At 40.7% G+C, this 19,104-nt stretch carries 22 protein-coding genes; 9 read left to right on the top strand and 13 right to left on the bottom strand.

From position 1 onward, the window contains the following. Positions 1–191: 191 nt before the first annotated feature. Positions 192–836, top strand: a complete 645-nt coding sequence (locus O5635_RS09365) for a TIGR04282 family arsenosugar biosynthesis glycosyltransferase (protein ID WP_036901145.1) — start codon at positions 192–194, stop codon at positions 834–836. Further along, positions 824–1,534, top strand: a complete 711-nt coding sequence (locus O5635_RS09360) for a TIGR04283 family arsenosugar biosynthesis glycosyltransferase (RefSeq protein WP_036901146.1) — start codon at positions 824–826, stop codon at positions 1,532–1,534. The genes O5635_RS09365 and O5635_RS09360 overlap by 13 nt, the downstream gene beginning before the upstream one ends. Positions 1,535–1,549: 15 nt before the next feature. Here O5635_RS09360 and O5635_RS09355 read toward each other — a convergent pair whose 3' ends face one another. From O5635_RS09355 to hisG, 3 genes are read right to left on the bottom strand one after another with little or no spacing between them, the layout of a single operon-like run. Further along, positions 1,550–2,095 (bottom strand): GNAT family N-acetyltransferase, encoded by a 546-nt coding sequence (locus tag O5635_RS09355; protein ID WP_072013250.1) that lies wholly within the window; start codon positions 2,093–2,095, stop codon positions 1,550–1,552. Positions 2,096–2,114: 19 nt separating this feature from the next. Next, positions 2,115–3,914 carry an ABC transporter ATP-binding protein gene (locus O5635_RS09350; protein ID WP_036901147.1) on the bottom strand — a complete coding sequence of 600 codons (1,800 nt, stop codon included), beginning with the start codon at positions 3,912–3,914 and terminating at the stop codon, positions 2,115–2,117. A gap of 3 nt (positions 3,915–3,917) precedes the next feature. Then, the gene (gene hisG, locus O5635_RS09345; RefSeq protein ID WP_036901148.1) at positions 3,918–4,565 is read right to left on the bottom strand and encodes an ATP phosphoribosyltransferase; all 648 of its coding nucleotides are present in this window, start codon (positions 4,563–4,565) and stop codon (positions 3,918–3,920) included. Between the two features lie 38 nt (positions 4,566–4,603). Between hisG and gloB the strand changes: the two genes are divergently transcribed. From gloB to O5635_RS09330, 3 genes are all read left to right on the top strand, one after another. Next, positions 4,604–5,365: a hydroxyacylglutathione hydrolase gene (gloB, locus tag O5635_RS09340; RefSeq protein WP_036901904.1), complete on the top strand. Its 762-nt coding sequence runs from the start codon at positions 4,604–4,606 to the stop codon at positions 5,363–5,365. A 34-nt stretch (positions 5,366–5,399) separates the two neighbouring features. Beyond that, positions 5,400–5,798, top strand: a complete 399-nt coding sequence (locus tag O5635_RS09335) for a RidA family protein (protein ID WP_036901149.1) — start codon at positions 5,400–5,402, stop codon at positions 5,796–5,798. 87 nt (positions 5,799–5,885) lie between these two features. Beyond that, on the top strand, positions 5,886–6,110 hold the full coding sequence (locus O5635_RS09330) for a DUF3136 domain-containing protein (protein WP_036901906.1): 225 nt from the start codon (positions 5,886–5,888) through the stop codon (positions 6,108–6,110). Positions 6,111–6,121: 11 nt separating this feature from the next. On the opposite strand, the gene O5635_RS09325 is transcribed toward O5635_RS09330, so the two are convergent. The 9 genes from O5635_RS09325 to O5635_RS09285 form a co-directional block, all read right to left on the bottom strand. Then, positions 6,122–6,418: a 4a-hydroxytetrahydrobiopterin dehydratase gene (locus tag O5635_RS09325; RefSeq protein WP_269608176.1), complete on the bottom strand. Its 297-nt coding sequence runs from the start codon at positions 6,416–6,418 to the stop codon at positions 6,122–6,124. A 53-nt stretch (positions 6,419–6,471) separates the two neighbouring features. Next, a complete protein-coding gene (locus O5635_RS09320) occupies positions 6,472–7,023 on the bottom strand; it encodes a BMC domain-containing protein (RefSeq protein ID WP_036901151.1) in 552 nt (183 codons plus the stop codon). Between the two features lie 43 nt (positions 7,024–7,066). Then, entirely contained in the window at positions 7,067–7,318 is a 252-nt protein-coding gene (locus O5635_RS09315) for a carboxysome peptide B (protein ID WP_036901152.1), read from the bottom strand. Then, positions 7,318–7,590 (bottom strand): carboxysome peptide A, encoded by a 273-nt coding sequence (locus tag O5635_RS09310; RefSeq protein WP_036901153.1) that lies wholly within the window; start codon positions 7,588–7,590, stop codon positions 7,318–7,320. The genes O5635_RS09315 and O5635_RS09310 overlap by 1 nt, the downstream gene beginning before the upstream one ends. A 1-nt stretch (position 7,591) precedes the next feature. After that, entirely contained in the window at positions 7,592–9,121 is a 1,530-nt protein-coding gene (locus O5635_RS09305; protein ID WP_036901154.1) for a carboxysome shell carbonic anhydrase, read from the bottom strand. A gap of 7 nt (positions 9,122–9,128) precedes the next feature. Then, entirely contained in the window at positions 9,129–11,510 is a 2,382-nt protein-coding gene (locus O5635_RS09300; RefSeq protein ID WP_036901155.1) for a CsoS2 family carboxysome shell protein, read from the bottom strand. A 101-nt stretch (positions 11,511–11,611) separates the two neighbouring features. After that, positions 11,612–11,953 (bottom strand): ribulose bisphosphate carboxylase small subunit, encoded by a 342-nt coding sequence (locus tag O5635_RS09295; RefSeq protein WP_269608174.1) that lies wholly within the window; start codon positions 11,951–11,953, stop codon positions 11,612–11,614. A 96-nt stretch (positions 11,954–12,049) separates the two neighbouring features. After that, on the bottom strand, positions 12,050–13,462 hold the full coding sequence (locus O5635_RS09290; RefSeq protein ID WP_036901157.1) for a form I ribulose bisphosphate carboxylase large subunit: 1,413 nt from the start codon (positions 13,460–13,462) through the stop codon (positions 12,050–12,052). 68 nt (positions 13,463–13,530) lie between these two features. Next, on the bottom strand, positions 13,531–13,842 hold the full coding sequence (locus O5635_RS09285; protein ID WP_006169870.1) for a BMC domain-containing protein: 312 nt from the start codon (positions 13,840–13,842) through the stop codon (positions 13,531–13,533). A 341-nt stretch (positions 13,843–14,183) separates the two neighbouring features. Here O5635_RS09285 and O5635_RS09280 point away from each other — a divergent pair, with 341 nt between their 5' ends. After that, entirely contained in the window at positions 14,184–14,771 is a 588-nt protein-coding gene (locus O5635_RS09280) for a non-canonical purine NTP pyrophosphatase (RefSeq protein WP_036901908.1), read from the top strand. A gap of 1 nt (position 14,772) precedes the next feature. Here O5635_RS09280 and O5635_RS09275 read toward each other — a convergent pair whose 3' ends face one another. Next, positions 14,773–15,543, bottom strand: a complete 771-nt coding sequence (locus O5635_RS09275) for a microcompartment protein (RefSeq protein ID WP_036901158.1) — start codon at positions 15,541–15,543, stop codon at positions 14,773–14,775. A 98-nt stretch (positions 15,544–15,641) separates the two neighbouring features. Here O5635_RS09275 and O5635_RS09270 point away from each other — a divergent pair, with 98 nt between their 5' ends. From O5635_RS09270 to O5635_RS09260, 3 genes are all read left to right on the top strand, one after another. Next, on the top strand, positions 15,642–16,010 hold the full coding sequence (locus tag O5635_RS09270; RefSeq protein WP_036901159.1) for a hypothetical protein: 369 nt from the start codon (positions 15,642–15,644) through the stop codon (positions 16,008–16,010). A gap of 164 nt (positions 16,011–16,174) precedes the next feature. Continuing rightward, complete coding sequence (locus O5635_RS09265) at positions 16,175–17,422, top strand: ferredoxin:protochlorophyllide reductase (ATP-dependent) subunit N (RefSeq protein WP_036901160.1); 1,248 nt, start codon at positions 16,175–16,177, stop codon at positions 17,420–17,422. 18 nt (positions 17,423–17,440) lie between these two features. Next, positions 17,441–19,033, top strand: coding sequence for a ferredoxin:protochlorophyllide reductase (ATP-dependent) subunit B (locus O5635_RS09260; protein ID WP_036901161.1), 1,593 nt, complete (start codon positions 17,441–17,443; stop codon positions 19,031–19,033). Positions 19,034–19,104 lie beyond the last annotated feature (71 nt).

Raw genomic sequence — 19,104 nt, 5'->3', positions numbered from 1 at the left:
AGCACAGTTTTTCTCCTAAATGCTTTCCTGGACTAGAATTGAGTGTGTGGTTTTTCCAGTAAATGTTCTGACAAGCACATTTACAACTCAATGATTCAATACCGTCAATGCATGTCAGTTACATCAAATCAACTCTATTGGAATTATCTCCAATAATCTTGACAAGGCTCTCTCTTTAAGCATCTCAAGCAATGCAGAAACCTTTTGTAGTGCTCATGACTAGATGGCCTGCTCCATATCGCTGCAAAAAAAGACTTTCTAAAGCAATAGGTTGTGAGCGTGCCGCGTCAATACAAACCCATTTAACATTTCACACAATTTCTGTTGCCAAAGAGCTTAAAAAGAAAGGTATGATTAATTTGAAGTTAGCAATTGAAGGGATAGGTCAGAATAAAGCAAAAAGGTGGGGGAAATCACTTGGTATAGAAAATATCTCCATACAAGGCAAAGGTACTCTTGGATTAAGAATGAGGAGAGAGGTTATTAAAATACAAAGAGAACATAATTTTAGAAACCCAAACAAAATACCGACAATCATTATAGGAGCAGATTTAGCTGATCTTTGTGAAATGGACTTAATGATGGCTATAAAAGCATTAAAAAGAACTGATTTAGTTATAGGTCCAGCAAAAGATGGTGGATTTTGGCTATTAGGTTTATCAGGGGAACTAGTAAAACCTGTTACATCGGTACCTTTTTCAGGAATTAATTGGGGTAGCAGCTCTGTTCTAAAAGAGACAATTTGCAATGCTGAAAAGAATTATATAAGTTATGAATTAATTAACTTTAAAAATGACCTTGATCAACTTTCAGACATGCATCCATGGCTAAAGTAAATAACTATCCAAAATTAAGTATTATCATTCCAACGCTGAATGAGTCGTCAAGATTACCTATCCTATTAGCTGATATTGGTTTATGCTCATACAATCATGAAGTAAATATAATTGATGCTGGCAGCTCAGACTCAACAAAGAATATTGCAAAGATTTCACCGGCAAACCTTAAAGTTTCTAGTGATGCAAATAGAGGCTTACAATTACATAAAGGTGGTTTAATTTCGAAAGGGGAATGGCTATTATTCTTACATGCTGATAGTAGACTAGAAACAAATTGGTCGGAAAAGTTGTTACCGATTCTCGAAGACAAAAACTCCAAAGATTATGCATGGTTTTTTACTTTTAAGATACGAGATAAGGGATTTATTTATAGACTTTTAGAAGCTACTGTTTATATAAGAAGTAACATATTCAAAAGACCATATGGAGATCAAGGGTTATTAATAAGTAAAAAGCTTTATATGCAGTTGGGAGGATATAAGAAATTACATCTTATGGAAGACGTTGATTTTATTACTCGTATATTAAAAGTTAAAAGGCTAAGAAGCTTGATGGTTAATATTCAAACCGATGGGAAGAGGTGGCGTAATAGTAATCTCCTCAAGAACTCAATTAAGAATTTAATTATCCGATATCGCTGGTCCAAGGGAGAAGATACATACACACTATATAAAGATTACTATTCTCTTAAATAAGAGATAATAAATCAATTAATTAGCATACCAAAAGGCACATCGATTACCTCTAGGTTCTAAAGTCCAGCCCTGATTTCTATAAAAAGAAACAACTCCAGGATCAGCAAATAAGGTCACCCTGCTAATACCCATATCCTTAAGAGCTGCGAGTATGTAATTCATCAATTCTTTGCCAAGCCCTGACCCTTGATATACAGGATGTATAGCCACATCCCATACTGTTGCATCAATCACGCCATCTCCTGTACATCGAGCAAATCCGACAAGCCTAGGGAACCTTGGGTCGTGACGCCAAACGCCTACTTTTAATAAGCTATTGTCTAATGCTTTCTTCACTCTTCTTATTGGCCTCCTACTCCAACCTACAGATTGAAGAAGCTGCTCCAATTCAATTAAATCAAAAGCTTTAGATTGGCTAAATATAAATCCAACCTCAGGATTCGAAGATTTGGATTCAAAAGCCTCTGCCCCATAAACATTCGATATTTCAAAGGAATTCAAAAAACTATCATTTATAGGTTTTATTCCTAAAAATTTTCCAAAAGCAGTTTTCTTAATCATTGATGAAACAACTTGATTTTTAAAGTTTTGCCAGCCCTCTTTCTTGCAATTCCGCGAGTTGAGAGTAAAGGCCTCCTTTAGCTCGAAGCTGCAAGTGAGTACCTTCTTCTATAAGTTTTCCTTGACGCATAACCAAAATACGGTCTGCGGATTCTACCGTTGCTAAGCGATGAGCAATTACTAATGCTGTCCTTTTCTCAAGTAATCTTTCTAAATCACCTTGCAAAGCTGCTTCGGTAGAGGGATCCATAAAAGCAGTTGCCTCATCCATTATCAAAACATCTGGACTACGAATAGCCACTCGAGCGACAGATAACAATTGTCTTTCACCAGAAGATAAGTTACTGCCTCGTTCCCTTAAAGAAGTGTTAAGGCCATTAGGCAATCTATTCAGCAAAGCACTTAGCCCAAGCTCCTCACAAATGCTCTGCAATCGATCATCATCTATAGGAGTGTCCAAGCGAAGATTTTCAGAAACATCCCCACTAAACAAGAAAGTATCCTGGAGAACTACTCCTAGCTTCCTTCGAAGCTCTGCGATAGGAACATCTCTAATGTCAACCCCATCAAGAAGTATTTTCCCTTGTTGTGGTTCATACAAGCGGCATAGAAGTCTAATTACTGTAGTCTTCCCTGAGCCTGTTGGTCCAACAAGCGCGACATGTTCCCCAGGTGAGATCTTAAAACTAAGGTCACTAATTATTTGTTCATCTTGCCGATAAGCAAAGCTCACATTTTCAAAAACAACCTCGCCTTTTTTATTGCAAGATTTTTGTTTTTCTTTAACAGCTCCACTCGTAAAATTATTTTTGTTATCAACAATTTCTATATTTTCTTCAAGAAATTCTCCTATCCGTTCTACAGCAGTTAACCCTCCTTGAATCTGAGTGAATCTCTCAGCAAGTTGACGTAAGGGTTCAAATAACCTTTGAGAATAAAGTATAAATGTAGTCAATGTACCTAGGCCCATAGATCCAGCCGTAACAAGCCAACCTCCTAATACAATTACTAATGCAACTACAGCCAAAGAAACCCATTCAACAAAAGCTGAAATACTACTGTCATAAAAAATTGTGCCATTTACTGCCTTTCTATATGCCATACCAGTTCTATAAAAAATTTGACCATTTACAAATTCCCTTCGAAACATTTGAACAACCTCAATACCTTGAAGATTTTCCTGAAAGTCTGCATTTAACTGAGAGAGTTCCTCACGTACTTGATAATTTGCTCTTCTATATTTTTTTTGCAGCCATAAAATTAATGCAATTACTGGAATCTGTGTGAATAAAAGCAAAAAACCAAGTCTTGGATCTATTAAAATCATGGTTATAGCAATTACCAAGAGGCTTACCACATCAGCCAACACTCCAACGGCACCACTACCAAAAACCTCTGCTAATGCGTCAACATCACTAGTTAGTCTTGTAAGTAATTTCCCGACAGGCATTGAATCGTGATATCTCAAGGACAACGACATTGCATGCGCAAACAAATCATCTCTAATTCGAGCAGTTAACCTTTGACCAACTCTTTGAATGTTGTAAGACTGGTATCCCTGAAGGGCTAAACGTAAAAGAACAGATATTAACAGCAAAGATACCAATCCTCTTATTGAAGAAGTCATTGAGAAACTACTAAACCAAGCAAGAGTCGGTTCTCCTTTTAAGACACTTATTGCCTGACCCACCAAAAGAGGTTGTATAGCACCTGCTAAAGCAACAGGCAGCATAATCAAAAGTATGACAACCAAACTTTTCCTATCTCTATGAAGATATCTACCAAGACGTTTAATCCTACGGAAATCGTTAAAGGCCATATTTTAGAAAGGAGTAACTAATTCTTGAAATCTCATTGCATCTACAATTCTGCCAAGATCTCCTGAATCAAGTCGCAATGAAAGGGGGTTTCCGATTAATCGTGCAGTTGAGTTGAAAAGATGATCAATTTCTATTAATCCATTTTCCTGAAGAGTACGACCTGTTGCTACTAAATCTACGATCGCTTCTGCCATTCCTGTGATAGGGCCTAATTCAACTGAACCTGTGAGATGAACCAATTCAACTGGTAAATCAAGATCTTCAAAGAAACGTCTTGCACAATTTGTAAATTTACTTGCGACTCGACAATGAGCAGGTAAATCTATCGCAGATTTATAGCGACTTGTTTCCTTAACAGCAAGGGCCATATGACACCCACCAAAACCAAGGTCCACTAAATTAGCGACAGACGTCTGATGCTCACTCAATACATCAAACCCAACGACTCCCAACTGGGCTTGGCCATAAGCTACATAGACAGGGACATCGCCATTACGCACAAGCAGGGCGTTGGCTCGGCCACAAGTAGAAGGGACCATTAGCTGGCGATTATTTGGATCTAATACAGCAGAAAAATCCAAGCCCGCATTGGAAAACCGTGTTACAGAATCTTTGAGCAAAGCTCCTTTAGCTAAAGCAACAGTAATCATGAAATCAAGCTGGGATTAAATTTTCCCTCATGAAAGAAATGGCAAAGAAAACAAAAAATTGCATAATTCATGCTCTTCCAGTACTTACAGATAACATTATCTGGATTTGGGAAAGAGGAAGAGAAGCTGTCGTAGTTGATCCATCAGTTTCAGATCCTGTTGTTGAGTTCCTTGATAAGAACAATCTAAGCCTGAATTGCGTTTTACAAACACACCATCATGACGATCACATTGGTGGGACAAAATCTTTGATTACACGTTGGCCTTCAACTCCTGTAATTGCTAGCAAAGAAGATTTGGATAGGATTCCATTTCAATCTTATTCCGTACAAGATGATGATGAGTTAAGAATCTTAGGTTGCAAAGTAAAGGTATTAGCGCTTCCAGGGCATACAAAAGCTCATATTGCTTTCTATTCTTCAGGAATCAAGAACGAAGATACGGAACCTATTATTTTTTGTGGTGACACCTTATTTAGTGGAGGTTGCGGAAGATTGTTTGAAGGTAGCCCTAAAGAAATGTTTTATTCCTTGAAAAAAATTAATTCACTTCCTTCACAAACAAAAATTTATTGTGCTCACGAATACACTGAATCAAATCTGCGATGGGCCAACAACCTTCTCCCTGAAGATTTGTTAATCAAAAAGCGGTTGGAAAAAGTTATAGAAATAAGGGCTAACGGTTTACCAACCCTCCCTAGCACCCTTGAGGAAGAAAGAAAAACTAATTTATTCCTTAGATCTAAAAGTGTTGATGAATTTTATCGCTTGAGAAAGCACAAAGACAACTGGAATGGCTAAATATAGCTTTAATGAGCAAAAGCAATAATTCCCTATGCAACCTTCACGACAAACCAAAATTGAAACAGATGAGGCACCATCCCCAGTAGGGCCATACAGCCAAGCAATACTTGCTGGGGGTTGGCTGTATTGCTCAGGCCAAATTGGGTTAAATCCATCAACAGGGGCAATGGTTGGAGATGGATGTATCGAAGAAGAGACCCGTCAAGTTCTCAAAAATCTTGTGGCTGTAATCAATGCAGCCAATATGAAGCCATCACAGGTCATAAGAACAACTATCTATCTTGTAAATTTAAAAGACTTTGACAAAGTGAACAAAATTTACGGGGAAGTCTTTGGGAAAGGCTCAAGTCCAGCAAGGGCATGCATTGAAGTATCAAGGCTTCCCAAAGGAGCTTTAGTAGAAATTGACTGTGTTGCATGGGCAGATTGAGAGCAAAAAAGTCTAAGAAATTTAAAATTCATGGTTTGCAAGGCGGCCACACTTTTGTCTAGATTAAGTCTTGAACTGCGACAGGCCATGCCCGCAGCAAAGCTGACAATTGGTGAACTAGAGGCTGGTTATCCTCTCTACTGCAAGGCTCTAAGGCGTCTTCTTATCGACGGTAAGACCGCTGAAGAGATCAAAAGAACAGTGTGTTGGGGGCATCTGGAAACTTTAAATCGATGCCTTCCTGGTCGATACAAGGCTCCTGCTTACTTGATGGCATTAATCAAAAGAGACATTGAAGAACCCAAAAATTGACGTTTTTGCGTTTAAGCTTCAAAAATCACATCTACCTTTTCTGCAAAGTCAATATCTTGAATTGACATTGCAGCATTCTCCTCTTCAGAGGATGGGAACAAACTTAAATTTACGTATGTTTTGCCAAAGCTGATATCTGGGTAAATCTCAAGCGATTCAGACAATGTTCCCAATTTATCCAAAAAATCTCTTGTATCTTGATAAGTCTCAAATTCAAAACGCCTCTCTAAACGAATAGGTCTAATCTTTTCTTTCCATTTATGCATTAGTGAAAGGGTACGTTTTCGTCTTAAGAAAGCTAATTCAATATGTGTGCGAGTAGAAGAACAAAATAAATTTATAAATAACTCTCTTCATAAATTTATAATCTTCGCTTGGCTCCGCTTGGTTTAAGAGCTGGTTCAACCTCAACATGAGGTCTTGCAATTATATGTGCTGCAACTAATCCATCTCCAACTCTTTCGCAAGCATCAGCACCTGCCCTCACTGATGCATTAACAGCACCTGTTTCACCACGAACCATTACAGTTACATATCCTCCTCCTATATACTCACGAGCCACCAAATTCACTTCTGCTGCTTTAGTCATTGCATCAGCAGCTTCAATAGCTGGAACCATACCCCGAGTTTCAATCATCCCTAAAGCTATACCTTGAACAGGCTCAAAATTCCCTGAAACTTCATTTGAAGAGTTATTGCTACCTCCACCCCAACCTTTGACAGTTTCTTTTGAGGTAACTGAAGTTCTTTTAGGTTTTGCGCCTGATTTATAAGACGATTCGATAGCTTGCTTAGGAGGTTTAGCTTCAGAATCTATTTTTTCAGAAACAATATCCACAATCTGATTTGATGGATCTGATGCTTTTGAAGCTTTTTTAGCTTGACTATCGCGCGAGGAAGAATTAGTAGCCATTTAAATAAATAATGTTTTTTACAAGAGGTCATTAAGTCCTGAGCTAATCGTCTGGACTCCAATAATCAATAATTCCTCCTATTGTGAGATCAGTTTGGATAGTCGCGTCTGGACAAGCAAATCTTGCTGCCGAGCCACTTGCCGTAAACACCCAATTACCCTGTCTTGCTCCCACCGGATCAACTGCAACAAGTTGCTTTCCTTTATTGTTCTTTAGAACACGCAAATGCATATGCCCTAAGCCTTCGACTCTTTGCGTGCAAACTAAGCGTCCCATAACTTGCATAATTTCCATTACTTAACACCACTTGCAGAATCAGGGTTAGTTGGATCCCAATGGTCAATAATTCCTACTATCGTCAAGTCACTTGGATATGACTTGCTACCAGCAGCCTCTCTAGCAGCTGAGCTACCTACACAAATCACCCAATCATCAGGCTTGCACCCTACAGCGTCTACAGCAACTTTCTTAGAGCTGCCGTCCAAAACAACCTGAAGATGCTTGTGTTCAAAACCAGGAATGCGGTTAGTGGAAACTAGTGGTTTTACAACCTTACAAATCAACATTTCAATGTTCCTCCTTAAGGGCAGGATCGAGAGAAGACCCTACAATTTCTGCAGGGGATTTTGCATCTCGATCACGAATCGTAAGGCATGTATGCAATAGGCCATCATCTACTAGCTTTCGATAACGATTAAAAATAGCACTATCAACTCTCTTGCAATCTGAAACAGCTCTATCTCTAGCGCCAGGGACTCTTCCTGAATAATCAAATCTAATTACAATAGGTATAGGCAAGTCTCGTGAAACATTAAGGCCTTTAAAAATCTTTACGCCTACATCCAAATCAGGAGCCCCTTCTTCAACAGTATCTAAATGAGCAAAATAAGTCAGATTTCGCAAATGTACTTCCTTGAATCCAATACCAACACCAATAAATCTCTCGGCATGACCTTCATCAGGGTAAGGGCCATTATGAACAGTCTTTACATAGTCTATTTGAGATATATTGTTGACTATTAACTTTGAAATAAAGTCCACCATCCCTTTGTCAATATTACCCGTGACACTTTTACGAACTCTTTCTTTAATATATTGAATGGCCTCATTAACAGAAAGTGATTTGGTCTCTTCGTATATTTCCTTTGCAGCAATCCATTGATCAAGAAGGATATCACTGGCCGAATTAGGTATATGAACACGAATCTCATCTGTATCCGTATCAAGGCCTAAAAGTAAAAGGTCAACTGAGGCCCCGCAGCAAAAACTATTCTCTACAGACTGCTTGAAGTCAAGCAGTCTTTGGAGCCCTTCAGAAGCTGCCAGGCTGTCATCACTCCCATGAGCAGCACAACCTTGGGTAGAGGGATTGACTGAACTAAAATGGTAAACGACTACTTTTAAATATCTAGTTGGATCTGTTGGAAGATTAGGCACGCCTTCCCTATATCTTCTATGTTCTGTTTTTACCCAACGATTAACTGTATTTTCGATGTCAAATAATGCTCCTGCATGAGATCTCCTTCTAACTGAACTAAAGGGTATTCTAAGTACATAAGCAATAGAATGAGCCAAGCGTCCATCAGCACAAGGAGTTACATCTAACAAGTGAAAGCCGCATTCTGTAAAAAAAGACTCAAATACTTTGGCTTCTTCACTACTCTCTGAACCACTTAAAGGATCAGAATCAAAAAACTGATTACTTGATAATTGGTGTGCTTGAAAAACACATGCAGCAAATAAAGCTCTCATATCTAACGGACGAACCCAAGCTTTCTCTAAAATATGTTTTGGAAGTTCAAATCCTAATTTTGAAATAGCTAGTTTTTGAGCAATCTCTACAAAATCATTATCATGCTGAAGAGTTGATACCTCTTTAAGGAGGGGAACAATCTCATCAAATCTACCTTTTACTTCTTCTTCATAGGTTTGGAGTCTTTTATTAAAAGTCAAGTCAGTCAAAGGGTGTAATCCATTTGAAAAAATAGATGGCTCCTTTAATACTGGCTTGATTTGTTGAGCAGAAAGATAACTCTTCCTAGGCGCTGTTGGTCCTTGAAGACGACCTCTATTTCCGGCCAGTTTCCTATAGGCCATTAATCAACTACCCTCTTGCTCCGCCAGAGAAAGTAACTAACTGACCTTGTCCAGTATTGCCACTAGAACCTGTGATCAAAAGGTCAGGCTTAGCCATCTCTTCGTTGCGTTTAACATCAAAGGCAGGCATGGCACTCATCGTTCCAGCCCGTGAAGGATTTCTTCTTTTAGCCGAAGCTCCTTCCGTTCCTGTTACTCTCTCTCCTCTAGCCCAATCATCTCCAGTAATGTTTAAGCCTGCAGATTGACCTTCGCCTGTAATCCGAGACTGTGGTCGAGGAGATGAGTTATTCGTTTCAGAGGAACTATTTTCAGGTAATGAAGTAGCGCTAAGCAAAGCTTGCCTACTATCAAATCTAAATTGCTCTGTGCCTGTAACCTTATTTACTGCCATGTCAAATGGTCCTGTTATGTTAGATCCTCTTTCATAGCTAGTACCTGTGACGCCTCCACTGGAGTCACGATCTCCCTGAGCAGCTCTTGCTGGAGGTGTGACCGTAAATCGAGTACCTACCGAAGAGGAGCCATCATTATAGTTACTACTACCTGCTGGAGCTCTTTTCCCACATGCTTGAACCAGCTGATCTGCTCCAACGTAAGGTGTGCCCGTCAGAGGTTCGCAAGCACCCTTCTCAGCTCCAGTCATAACCCCTCCAACCCCTGGCTGAAGTCCAGTCATAGGAGCTCCAGGAGTACCTAATCTTCTAGGACTTCTGTTTTGAAGCTCTTCAATTGAACTTGAATTGCATAATTGAGCTGAATCTTCTAAACCTGAATAAGGTGTCCCTGTAACTGATTTGCAAGTTCCGGGTTCATCACCTGTCACCAAGGACGATCTGCCAGTCATTGTTCCACTAACAAATTGAGATTTATTTGTAAGACTCAATCCAACTTTTTGAGCCTCTGCTGGAGGTTTAGCTGGACAAAAAGAATCGTACTGTTGAAAGCCAATATACTCATCACCAGTTATGTTCTTGCAGCTGCCAGCCTCATCACCAGTTACACTTCCTGCTCTCCCAACTCCTGTTCCTGTCACTGATGTTCCACTAAGAGTATTAAAAAGACCTACTTTTTCTGCGGGCCTACCTTCAGGCAAAGGATCAGTTCCCAAATATTGGTCTCCAGTTAAATGCTTTTCTGCACCTGCCTCATTACCAGTAACACTTGACGTTCTTCCAACCATTACCCCACTGACCTTGCGTCCCTCTTGAGTCAAGCTTTGCCCTACTTTGCGTGGAGAAGGATTAACACCTCCACAATAAGAATTTGTTTGATCAGCAGAAATATACTCAGTCCCGGTAAGATTTTTGCAAGTACCAGGCTCGTCTCCAGTTACTTTTTCAGAACGACCTACCTCATTTCCTGTCACCTGATTGCCATGAGAGGTAGTGGTTAAACTTACCTTTGCAGGTTGATGATTAGGAGGAGGCGTCTGACAAAAAGTATTAATGGTATCTGCACCAAGATATTGTGTCCCAGTAACTGAGCGACAAGTACTAGCTTCATTACCAGTAGTTTTGATTGATCTATTCGCCTGAGTACCAGTAACTAACTGACCAGAAGAAGTCTGACTTACTCCTACTTTCCAATGAGCATCTGCTGCAAGTGCTCCTTCTTTAGAACCATTTTTATTAGGTCCACAAGGTCTTGTTCCACATGACCTTTTCTTGCCTGTAGCTCCACTTTTACTCCTTAACTCTCTCACTCTTTGAGAAATTTCGCGGCTAGATAAATCTGGATTGCCTTGACGAGCCACTGCAGCCGGAGTAGTCGGCTGAATGGCGGCTGATTTCCCATGTTTTGATAAGGCTTCACGTCTAGCCAAAACAAGTGATCTACTTGGATTCTCTATTGCTCTTCGTTTAGTGCTGGTGTTGCGACGAGTAGTGGCTTTGGGAATGTCAAGAGTAAAATGACTAGCGTTTTCAGCTGACTGACGTGCTTTTTCTTCTGCACAAGGTTCACAACAAGCTTCTACCTTAGTATTAACTGAAAGTACTTTTAAAGATTTTTCCGAAGCATTTTTCGCAACATCTACTCTTGTTCTATCTTGACTTTTATCTGCTGTCTTACCACGTTTAGATAGAGCCTCTCTACGAGCAAGCACCAAATCTCTACTAGGGTTACTTATATGCCTAGGGTTTCTTATTTTAGAATGACTGCTTGTTGAAGTCACAGAAATAGATGTTTTTGAATGTGCTTTTGGGGCTGAACTTATCTTGTTTTTACTTGACTTGATAAATGAGGCATCAGTCCTTGTAACGCCTACATCAGATGCAGATCTAACGCGATTAGGACTTGACGAGCCAAGTCCAGAGGCCTGTTTGCCTCCGGTACTAAGAGCCTTACGGCGCTCAAGTGCAAGTTCTCTACTAGATTGTGATGCCATGTCCGCCCCTTTAAAACTTTGTAATTAGAGAGGAGTTAATCCCCTCTTTGAGATATAGATAGCCCCGAGAAATCGAGGCTATTTAAACTGATAACTTAAAATCAGCGTCCTTCGAAAACCACGAAAGCTGTACCCTGGCTTTGGGTATAAGCGTCATAACCGACCATCCGAACATGGTGATCAGGGTATGCACGATGGCAGGCCTCTAGTTCATTAACAAGCACGTTCAGATCCTTCTCGCCGAAGAAAGGTAGCTTCCAATAAGACCAATAGGACTGCATAGAACCACTTGGATGAACATGCTCGATGACAGGGCTCCAACCCTGAGCAATAATGTAAGCAATTTGATCGTAAATTTCGTCCTGGGTCATTGGCGGCAAGAAGCCGAAAGTCTCCAGGGTGGCAACTGTTTGATAGTCACCAACTGTGCTCTGGAAAGGCATGGTGAACCTGTAAGTGAATGGATAAACGCCGTGTTTTATCGGCAAAGAAATTTGAAGGAAGAATTGAAGGGGGAACCTGTCCCCTTCAATTTGCTATTACTGGACGTCAAGCTTGTCGACTGTATCGAACTCAAACTTGATCTCCTTCCATGTCTCAAGTGCAATAGCCAATTCTGGGCTGTGCTTAGCCGCTTCCATAAGGATGTCGCGACTTTCTTTTTCAATTTCTCTTCCAGCATTACGAGCCTTAACACAAGCCTCGAGAGCTACACGGTTGGCAGCTGCACCAGCAGCTGATCCCCATGGGTGTCCATGAGTACCACCACCAAACTGTAGGCAAGAGTCATCGCCAAAGATAGCAAGTAGTGCTGGCATATGCCAAACGTGAATACCACCGGAAGCTACCGCGAATACACCAGGCATAGAACCCCAGTCCTGGTCGAAGAAGTTTCCGCGTGTACGGTCTTCTGGAACGAAAGATTCACGTAAGTTGTCAATGTATCCAAGTGTTGTCTGACGGTCACCTTCTAGCTTTCCAACAACGGTACCAGTATGAAGCTGGTCACCACCAGAAAGGCGTAAGCATTTTGCTAATACACGGAAATGAATACCATGCTTTGGATGACGGTCAATTACTGCATGCATAGCCCTGTGGATATGAAGCAGCATGCCATTCTTACGACACCAGTTGGCTAATCCTGTGTTAGCAGTAAAACCACCGGTAATGTAGTCATGCATGATGATAGGCATGTCGAGCTCTTTAGCAAACTCAGCACGCTCATACATCTCCTCAGGAGTTGTCGCAGTACAGTTAAGGTAATGCCCTTTGACTTCACCAGTTTCTTGTTGAGCAAGCTTTACAGCTTCAGCAACAAACTCAAAACGCTCTCTCCAACGCTGAAAAGGTTGTGAGTTTATGTTCTCATCATCTTTAGTAAGGTCTAAGCCACCACGAAGGCACTCATAAACCACACGTCCATAGTTCTTACCAGACAAGCCAAGCTTTGGCTTAATGGTACAACCAAGAAGAGGACGGCCATACTTGTTCAAGCGGTCACGCTCTACAACAATTCCATTAGGTGGGCCACCACAAGTCTTGATGAATGCCATTGGAAAACGAATGTCTTCCAAACGCAAATGACGTAAAGCTTTAAAACCAAAAACGTTTCCAACCAAAGAAGTCAAAACGTTTGTGATCGAACCTTCTTCAAAAAGGTCTAGGGGGTATGCAATGAATGCATAGAAGGATTCTTTATCTCCAGGAACGTCTTCAATGCGATAACAACGACCTTTATAAAATTCAAGGTCAGTTAGCAATTCAGACCAAACTGTAGACCAAGTACCTGTTGAAGATTCAGCAGCTACAGCAGCAGCCACTTCTTCTCTTGGGACTCCTTCTTGGCCAGTGCATTTAAAGCAAGCCAATAGGTCTGTATCTAGGGGTACATAATCGGGAGTCCAGTAGGTGTCTCTGTACTCCTTAACCCCGGCGTCATACTTCTTACTCATTAGATAACTCCTTAAAGTCGATGTAGGGATATGAAATTGCGCTTTACTTAGTTAAAGCGTCTTATACTTCAGTCCTTTTGACCAAGAAAGTTGCCATTACCCAATGCAGGCTCAACTTCTCTATGAGGGCGAGCAATGATATGAGCAGCAACAAGTCCGTCGCCTACACGCTCACAAGCGTCAGCGCCTGCACGAACTGCTGCGTTAACTGCACCGGTTTCTCCACGTACTAAAACTGTTACGTAACCGCCACCTACGAATTCACGACCTATTAGGCGTACTTCAGCAGCCTTGGTCATTGCATCAGCAGCTTCAATAGCTGGAACAAGGCCGCGAGTCTCGATCATGCCGAGAGCGATGCCCATAGTTTCGTTAGCCATATGCCTTGCGAAAAATAAATGGATGGAATGTTCATGGGGAACAATGCCTGCAGGGATATGACTAAGTCAAGAGATTTTTACTAAAAACCCAATCACCTTCTTTTCTTGGTCTCATAAGCTCAGCTTATGACTATTGGTATGACTGATTTGAACACCTGTGGCAATTTGGGTGAGCGCGCCAAGATATTTGATTGTTTTACGTACTAACTATGTGTATTTTCTTTTCCGAGGCAGGTCCCAAGGCTTTGCTAAGGGGTGGAATGTTCAACCAACCCTGTCTCTAATAATTGCGTACAAGTTAGTCTTAGAAAGAAATCTATAAATTGGAAGCACATCTTCCCTTGATAAAACCTCTTATAACTATTGCAAGCAACAATCCCAAGAAGGTGGCCGAGATAGAGGCAATGCTGGGGCCTCTGCCTATCGAAATTAATAGGCAGCCTAAAGATCTCAATGTCGAAGAGACCGGTTCTACATATCTAGAGAATGCATTACTTAAAGGGGTAGCAGCATCTGAAAGGACTAATGGCTGGACTATTGCAGATGATTCAGGTCTGGAAGTTGATGCTCTAAATGGTAAGCCAGGTATTCACTCTGCTCGTTTTGCTAAAAGCAATGAAGAAAAACTTACAAAAATTCTAAGCAAATTAAATGGGAGCCTATACAGAAGCGCTCGATTTATAAGCGTTATGGTTCTTTGCGACCCAAAAGGAAATCTTGTATGCAAATCAGAGGGTATTTGCTGGGGAGAACTTCTAAATGAACCTGCCTATATCGGAGGCGAATTTGAATCAATCTTTTGGGTCAAAGAAGCAAAGTGCACATATGGAGAATTGACTCAAGCGCAGTTAAGTAAATTAGGCAGTCGAGGGAAGGCAGCTAGAAACTTAGCACCACATCTTCTTAAAGAATTTGGCTTAACTAATTAAATTATCTATTTATTTGATCTATGGATCTCATCGCTGCAGCTGCAGCCTCCTCAACATCTCCCTCTTTCCCTGCAAGAGTGAGTCTTCCAAAAGCACCCACACCTTTAACATCAACAACAGTTATGTTCGAGGCCTTTTCAGCTTCATTAGCAGCCATAAGAACATATCCGGCAGGCTCAGTTTCAAGGATAAACATGCTCATACCAGATTGAATCATGGACCCTCTACGATTTTGTCTATTGATCAAGACAGCATGGTCAGGAGTAATTGCTCGTATGACCTCAGTCCAACTCACTTGAGGCTTCGTTCTCCTATCTATAGAACTGCCAATAGCATCAAGAACCACGTCGCCAGAATGTATAACAGTACTTTGATCTCTATGGTAAAGAGCCAATGAACCAAAAGCTCTTTCAACAACCATCTGTCCAAGTCTTACATTACTTGCTTTTAAAGCTATGTCAGTAACTCTATGTACTGCCATACCAGGAGAAACTTCCATCCACAAACAAGCATCACCTGGGATAGGAAGGAACCCTTGACTAGCAGTTCCCATATAGGCTGCAAGCTGAGGCTGTAAAGAATCTAAGAATACATATGTTCTTAATTCAATCTGCTGAACATGGCTTGCCTGTCTCGAAACAAGAGATTTCTCAGAATCAGTTGTAATTACGCAACTAGCACCTGATGACTGAGGACCAACCTCAGACCCTGTTACAAGCGCACTACCTGAAAGTCGCCGTTCACGGTTATCAAAGCTAGCGATTCCGTTCATGGCGCGGATCTTACAGGAAAATATGTCGTTTTAGGTAATTAAATAATCTTGCAAGCTTGAAATGAACCGATAACTTCAAGGTAACCATACAAGAAAAAATGAATGCTTCTCAAAAAAATACATCCGAATCACAAGCTATACCAACTGATTTAAAGCCTGAGCAAACCTTAGGGCTAATAGGGTTGGGCCTCATGCAAAAAATTTCTAATAGCGAGGGGCCTAATTTAAGATTGGTAGAAGAGAGTCAAGAAAAATGTGATCTTCATGCATTAAGACAGCGTCTTGAACTCATTGCTTTAGCTATACAAACCAGCGCGCCCCTCAGCACCTCGGAAGTAACCTATCTCCTTGGTGCGAGGCCTGGTTCAGAAAAAACAGAACGAGGAGGCTTATCTGCTAGAAGAATCAGTAGAAATGTTTGGAAGCTTTCTCAAGTAAATGGAGAAACAAATTATTGGAGGAATTAAAAGCAAAGTTCAATCAATGATCAATTTGGTCAAACTTAAAGAGAAAGGGTTTCAAATTGCTCATAAAATGCAACAAAAGATATATTCAATCCATAATTTTTTCTTTTTCTAATTGCATCTTTCTATTAATAGATGCAATTTGAAGATAGAGCTTATTTTTTTTTATGAGCGGCGCAACGCTGCTAAAGGAAACTGGACCAAAAGAAGTCTTTTGTGGCCTTACATCAATTGTTTGGCTGCATAGGCGAATGCCTGATGCTTTTTTCCTTGTAGTTGGATCTCGAACATGTGCGCACTTAATCCAAAGTGCTGCAGGAGTAATGATTTTTGCTGAACCTAGATTTGGTACAGCAATTCTTGAAGAAAGGGACCTCGCAGGCCTTGCAGATGCTCATGAAGAGCTTGATCGCGTTGTCAAGAACCTGTTAACAAGGCGACCTGAAATTCGCACGCTCTTCCTTGTTGGATCTTGCCCTAGCGAAGTAATAAAGATCGATCTCGCCAGAGCTGCTGAAAGACTCAATTCTCAATTCAATGGGAAAGTAACCATCCTGAATTATTCAGGAAGTGGTATTGAGACAACCTTCACTCAAGGAGAAGATGGTGCGCTAAAGGCCCTTGTACCATTAATGCCAGAAAGTCAACATAAGCAATTACTTCTTGTAGGGACATTGGCAAATGCGGTAGAGGATCGATTAATAACAATCTTTAAACGATTAGGAATAAATAAAATTGATAGCTTTCCTCCTAGACAATCCACTCAACTTCCGTCTGTAGGTCCTGGGACAAAGATTCTTCTGACTCAGCCATATTTAACAGATACAGCTCGCGTCTTAAAAGATAGAGGTGCTGAGATTCTTGAAGCACCTTTCCCTTTAGGAGTAGAAGGCAGCAGGTTATGGATTGAAGCTGCTGCAAAGTCTTTTGGAGTAAATCAATCTTTAGTTGATGAAACTTTAGAACCTTTGATTATTAGAGCTCGCAAAGCTTTAAAACCCTATATAGAAAAGCTGAATGGTAAAAAGCTATTCCTATTGCCTGAATCACAATTAGAGATCCCTCTTGCGCGCTTTCTTCAAATGGAATGTGGGATGGAGCTTTTAGAAATAGGGACACCCTATTTAAATAGGGAAATGATGAAACCGGAGATAGACCTTCTCCCAGAGAACGTAAGAATTGTTGAAGGGCAACATGTAGAAAAACAACTTGACAGAGTCCGTGAAAAGAAAGCAGACCTTGTTGTATGCGGAATGGGACTAGCAAATCCGCTAGAAGCAGAAGGCTTTTCAACAAAATGGTCAATTGAAATGGTCTTTAGCCCAATCCATGGCATAGACCAAGCTGCAGATCTTGCAGAGCTCTTCGCAAGGCCACTCATTCGACATGATCTTCTAAATCCAACTTCCCACTAAACCACAACAGATTGACTCATGGAACTAACACTTTGGACATATGAGGGACCGCCTCACATAGGTGCTATGAGAATTGCCTCTTCAATGAAAGGTGTTCATTATGTTTTACATGCCCCTCAAGGTGATACCTATGCCGATCTGCTGTTCACAATGATTGAAAGGAGAGGGAAAAGGCCACCTGTAACCTATACAACTTTTCAAGCAAGAGATTTAGGAGGAGATACCGCTGAATTAGTTAAAGGTCATATACGTGAAGCTGTAGAAAGATTTCAGCCTGATGCTCTTCTTGTAGGCGAAAGTTGTACAGCTGAATTAATTCAAGATCAACCAGGATCTCTTGCAAAAGGAATGGGGTATGAAATCCCTATAGTCAATCTTGAACTACCTGCTTACAGCAAAAAAGAAAATTGGGGTGGAGCAGAAACTTTCTACCAATTAGTTCGTGGTTTACTAAAAAATCATTCTCAAAACCAACCAGACCATAAGCCAACTGCCTGGAAATCTGAAGGGAGGAGACCAAGAGTAAATTTATTAGGGCCCTCACTACTTGGTTTCAGATGTCGTGATGACATTTTAGAAATACAAAAAATTCTTTCCCAACATGGAATTGATATCAATGTAATTGCTCCACTGGAAGCTTCACCTGCCGATCTAATAAGACTTACAAAAGCAGATGCAAATGTTTGCTTATATCCTGAGATAGCAGAATCAACTTGTATTTGGCTTGAGCGAACTTTTGGCCATCCATACACCAAAACAATTCCTATTGGAGTAGGCGCTACGCAAGATTTTATAGAAGAAGTTCACAAGATTTTAGAACTAGATTTTCCAACAGCAAAGGAAGAAATAGACCAATCAAGACTTACTTGGTACTCAAACTCTGTTGACTCAAATTACCTAACAGGGAAAAGAGTTTTTATTTTCGGAGATGGTACTCATGCTATATCTGCTGCAAGAATTGCTGACAAGGAGCTAGGTTTTAAAGTAGTAGGGATTGGAACATATAGCCGTGAAATGGCAAGGCAAGTACGTTCTGTTGCTAAAGAGCTCGAGCTGGAAGCATTAATAACAAATGACTACCTAGAAGTTGAAGAAGCAATTAAAGAATGTGCCCCAGAGCTAGTCCTTGGAACACAAATGGAAAGGCATAGTGCGAAACGTCTTGGTATCCCTTGTGCCGTAATTAGTACTCCAATGCATGTTCAAGATGTTCCTGCCAGATACAGTCCCCAAATGGGCTGGGAAGGAGCCAATGTGATTTTTGACGATTGGGTTCACCCCCTAATGATGGGTCTTGAAGAACATCTCATAGGAATGTTCCGTCACGATTTTGAATTTACAGATGGGCACCAAAGTCATCTAGGTCACGTAGGTGGGAGTACCAAAGAAACTGAAGCAGCGCAATCCCAAACTATTCAAGATTCTATTGATTCGAATCGAGCAGATCATCTTCCTTGTTGGACATCAGAAGGTGAAATAGAACTATCAAAAATTCCATTCTTTGTGCGTGGGAAAGTTAGGAAAAATACAGAAAAATATGCTCGGCAGATAGGCTGCCAAGAAATTGACGGTGAAATTCTCTTAGATGCTAAAGCTCACTTTAAGGCGTAAATTTTACCTATAAAAAAAATAAAGGAACTGAGTATTTAGACTTAGCGGGCAATGTTTTGCTTTGTTTATTA

This window comes from Prochlorococcus marinus str. MIT 0919, assembly GCF_027359375.1.
Taxonomy (GTDB): Bacteria; Cyanobacteriota; Cyanobacteriia; order PCC-6307; family Cyanobiaceae; genus Prochlorococcus_D.
This window is presented reverse-complemented; position numbering and strand designations above follow the sequence as displayed.